The sequence below is a fragment of the Candidatus Culexarchaeum yellowstonense genome, from assembly GCF_024707025.1.
In the GTDB taxonomy this organism is placed as follows: Archaea; Thermoproteota; Methanomethylicia; order Culexarchaeales; family Culexarchaeaceae; genus Culexarchaeum.
In genome coordinates this window covers 1-3,258 of sequence record NZ_JANGFQ010000151.1, presented here as the reverse complement: position 1 = coordinate 3,258, position 3,258 = coordinate 1, and the positions used below count along the sequence as shown (strand labels likewise).

Here is a 3,258-nt window from a genome sequence, read left to right as displayed (position 1 = left end):
CAATGGGAGGATTATCTTCTCAATCATCAATCATCACCTCATGCTTATTTTCTAGGTTCAGGTCCGCATATAAAGTTTAGGATTGGGATGCTTTGATGGATCATGCTCGCTACTGTCATTTGGTTGTGTATAAGGTGAGTAGGTTGCCTGAGGGTGTTAGGCTTCGTGTTCGTGTTGGATGTTTTGGTTATGATAAGGTTTTAAGTGAGAAGGAGGCCAGTGAGAAGGAGAGCTATTTGAGGAGTATTGGTGCAGTTAAGATCGTTGATAGTGTGGCTGACAGCTTGTTCTTCGTTGGTTAATTGTGAATGTTTATTTCATTATTTTTTTGGCTTCTTGTTTTATGTTGCTATGCTTATATTTTATGTTGTATAGTTTTGTTTGGATTTGCTTTAACTGTTCATGTGAAGCTTGCTTTTTGAGTTTATAGTATTTGTTTGTCGCCCGCCTTATTTCCTCCTCAATTAAATGTATTTGGTTCACCAACCTTAATATTTCCCTTTCATCTTGAGTGTAGCTTCGGATATCCTTTGGATCTCTGGGTTGCCTCTCAACTTTATCCAGTACTTTGAGCATCCTATCACCAAGCAAATCCACTTTCACATCCAAATCATCTAATTCCTGGTTGAACTCCTCTATTTCGCTGGATACTATTAAATCAGTCTGCTGGCATGGTGGATCTTGAAGGACCTGCACACGTTTATCATTGGTTTCAGGTCCACCCAACAATCCCATGCTCCTCAACCCATGATGCAATATTTCCCTTGCAGCACTTGAAAGCGTCGTCTTCCTCTCAAAAGCAATCCTTCTAAGCAACTCATAAACCTCCTCCTCAACCTCGAATCCAATGAATCTAGGCTTCATCACTATTCTAAGTCTACCCATAATGAACCACCAACCTATATTTCCACTGGATAAACATAATATATACCCCCTATACCATAATTTTTTAGGTTTTAATTTATATATTTATTTTTCTATATACCCCCCTTATAATATACCCCCATACACTGGAAATATAAGTATCATACCCATATTTCCACTGGAAAAACATTCAAATAATGTTTGGGGGACCTGTCCCAGTGAAGCATGATCGTCTCATGTTCGTCTCAAACTCGTCATACTCGTCTCCAATTCAATTCAATATTTTTGGAGACTAGAACCATGCTTCAAGTCCACCTTTGATCGTCTAGACACAAAAAAATTTTGGGTTAAATAGCGTAGAATGTCCGCCCACATTCTTGGCATCTATAACGCTGCTTCCTACCATGCCTTGTTGGAATGGATCCGAATTTAACGATCTTCATGCTTCCACAACTTGGACATTTAATCTTCTCCGTGTCACCTTCACCTCACAAAAGAAAGTTATAGGTTTTGTAATTCCTTTGCCTTATCGAAGAGTAGGAAGTTGAATTGCTTTTCAAAGTCTATGTCATCTTTTACTTCATCAAGTACTGTTCTCACCTCTTCATATTCATCATCACTTACACTAAATTCCACTCCACTAAATTCTCCCACGTTTTCCCTGACGATGTGGAAGTAGAAGAATATCTTTCCTCTTTCAAGCTCTATCATTTTCGTTTCCATTTCATTTTCTCCTATAATCGTAATCTTTCTGATTCTAAGTAAATCTTGTACTTTTTCCTTTTGGATCATGTTTTTCACCAACAAAATGTTTATTGTTGTTGGGTTTTTTGGTGGTGTTGAAACACCATTTTCGCCAGCACTTCTGGACTGAAACCATTAACCCATTCTTCGATTTCCTCTTCCCACTTTTCTGCAAACCAGCTTAATGGTATTTCTGGTATTTCCACTGGCATTCCCTCTTCATCTACTGCTATTAAGCCGCTTTCATCATCAACTTGATGCATTATTACTATAAGTTTAGCTCCGCATAATCCTCCAAGCACTGCAAAATATTCATCTTCACAGTACTCTTCCGCAAGATTCAGCATTTTCGCTATTGGCACCTTCCACAGTGGACTGGTATTGGTGTTATACAAGCGGACTACTGTCGCCCTCTTTACCTCCCCCTTCCCAGCTTCAGGTCCGGGGGGAGCGGACCTTTTTTCGGGGGCTGGGATCCCCGTTTCATTTTTTGGTTGCATTTTCATCAATAAATACATACACACACCAATATATAAACCTTTCCATCATCAACGGACCTGAAGCATGGTTCAGGTCCCCCAATAATCGTTTAAGCCCCTTATCGGTTCAGCCCCCTTTTTGATCGTCTATTTCGTCTTGATCGTCCATTCGTCTCTCGTCTATTCAAATTTTAATCATGTTTTATGGTGGACTTGATTTTAATGTTACCGGACCAGGAAACATGGAACTCTAGGTGTGAATCCATTTTGATCGTGAGAAAAAAGGTAATAAAAAAAGAAAAATGGGTTTTATTGGTTTATTTGTGTGCTAGTAGGTGTAGTAGTAGATCCCATAGAGTATGTATTTTGTATTCCCTGAATTGCTGGGCTATTCTGTTACCATCCGCATATACCGGTGTCCATAACTCATATTTCTCGAATATCTCTTTAAGGGTTATTTCAATTGGTTTATAACCGGCTTTTACATGTTTCCCCGCAATATACACACCACACTCGGTGTAGTCACATATCACATGTTCGTCAGGGAACCATATCACTGGATCGTTTAGTCTAAGCTCCGAATCTCCGAAAAACCTTAAATGACTCCACGGCCTAAATTTTGTTTCCATAGTGTACACCCATAAACACTTATACCTACACACCTATATAAACCTATCTTTAACTTTAACATGATCATAAACCATAAACCAATTCCATTAAACATTTATAATAAAATATAATGTATAAATATAATATTAAAAGTAAAGGGATAGGAAAAACGATCAACACCAAAATGGTAGCTACAAAAAAGGAAAGTACTGATAACATGATCACAATCAAAATGGCAGCTGCCAATACAAAAACAAAAAAAGAATAATGGTTTAAGAGTAGGATCACTTATAAATCGGTACATAAGTCACTCTAATCCCAGGATTATCACTAACAAAAACATTAACACCCTTAACCTTCCTAGCACAATTCCTACAAATCGGAACATAACTCACAGTTCCATAAGGATAAACGGCTTCAACTCTTATTACTGGTTTACGTAACGGACCTGCTCCACATATCACACACCTAACACCCTTAACACCCATACTTTACACACCAATAAACACCTAAACCAACACACCTATATAAACTTTCCCAAAAAACTACTACTTTTTTTAAA

The 3,258-nt window shown here is 38.1% G+C and carries 6 protein-coding genes and 1 pseudogene; 1 reads left to right on the top strand and 6 read right to left on the bottom strand.

Annotated elements, in window-relative coordinates:
- The first annotated feature begins 143 nt into the window (after window positions 1–143).
- Window positions 144–302, top strand: a complete 159-nt coding sequence (locus tag MRT15_RS10000; RefSeq protein WP_304329951.1) for a hypothetical protein — start codon at window positions 144–146, stop codon at window positions 300–302.
- 10 nt (window positions 303–312) lie between these two features.
- Here the strand turns inward: MRT15_RS10000 and MRT15_RS09995 are convergent, their stop codons facing one another.
- The 6 genes and pseudogenes from MRT15_RS09995 to MRT15_RS09970 all read right to left on the bottom strand — a co-directional run bounded on the left by MRT15_RS09995 (window position 313) and on the right by MRT15_RS09970 (window position 3,184).
- Window positions 313–885: a hypothetical protein gene (locus tag MRT15_RS09995; RefSeq protein WP_304329950.1), complete on the bottom strand. Its 573-nt coding sequence runs from the start codon at window positions 883–885 to the stop codon at window positions 313–315.
- A 338-nt stretch (window positions 886–1,223) separates the two neighbouring features.
- A pseudogene (locus tag MRT15_RS09990) lies at window positions 1,224–1,331 on the bottom strand (IS1 family transposase); the annotation flags it as partial.
- Window positions 1,332–1,365: 34 nt separating this feature from the next.
- The gene (locus tag MRT15_RS09985) at window positions 1,366–1,656 is read right to left on the bottom strand and encodes a hypothetical protein (RefSeq protein ID WP_304329949.1); all 291 of its coding nucleotides are present in this window, start codon (window positions 1,654–1,656) and stop codon (window positions 1,366–1,368) included.
- A 20-nt stretch (window positions 1,657–1,676) separates the two neighbouring features.
- Window positions 1,677–2,126 (bottom strand): hypothetical protein, encoded by a 450-nt coding sequence (locus tag MRT15_RS09980; protein ID WP_304329948.1) that lies wholly within the window; start codon window positions 2,124–2,126, stop codon window positions 1,677–1,679.
- A gap of 278 nt (window positions 2,127–2,404) precedes the next feature.
- Window positions 2,405–2,716 (bottom strand): hypothetical protein, encoded by a 312-nt coding sequence (locus MRT15_RS09975; protein ID WP_304329947.1) that lies wholly within the window; start codon window positions 2,714–2,716, stop codon window positions 2,405–2,407.
- A gap of 264 nt (window positions 2,717–2,980) precedes the next feature.
- Entirely contained in the window at window positions 2,981–3,184 is a 204-nt protein-coding gene (locus MRT15_RS09970; protein WP_304329946.1) for a hypothetical protein, read from the bottom strand.
- Window positions 3,185–3,258 lie beyond the last annotated feature (74 nt).

Coding starts and splice junctions, on each gene's coding strand:
- MRT15_RS09995 (WP_304329950.1), bottom strand. CDS start 885: ATGGGTAGACTTAGAATAGTGATGAAGCCTAGATTCATTGGATTCGAG.
- MRT15_RS09985 (WP_304329949.1), bottom strand. CDS start 1,656: ATGATCCAAAAGGAAAAAGTACAAGATTTACTTAGAATCAGAAAGATT.
- MRT15_RS09980 (WP_304329948.1), bottom strand. CDS start 2,126: ATGTATTTATTGATGAAAATGCAACCAAAAAATGAAACGGGGATCCCA.
- MRT15_RS09975 (WP_304329947.1), bottom strand. CDS start 2,716: ATGGAAACAAAATTTAGGCCGTGGAGTCATTTAAGGTTTTTCGGAGAT.
- MRT15_RS09970 (WP_304329946.1), bottom strand. CDS start 3,184: ATGGGTGTTAAGGGTGTTAGGTGTGTGATATGTGGAGCAGGTCCGTTA.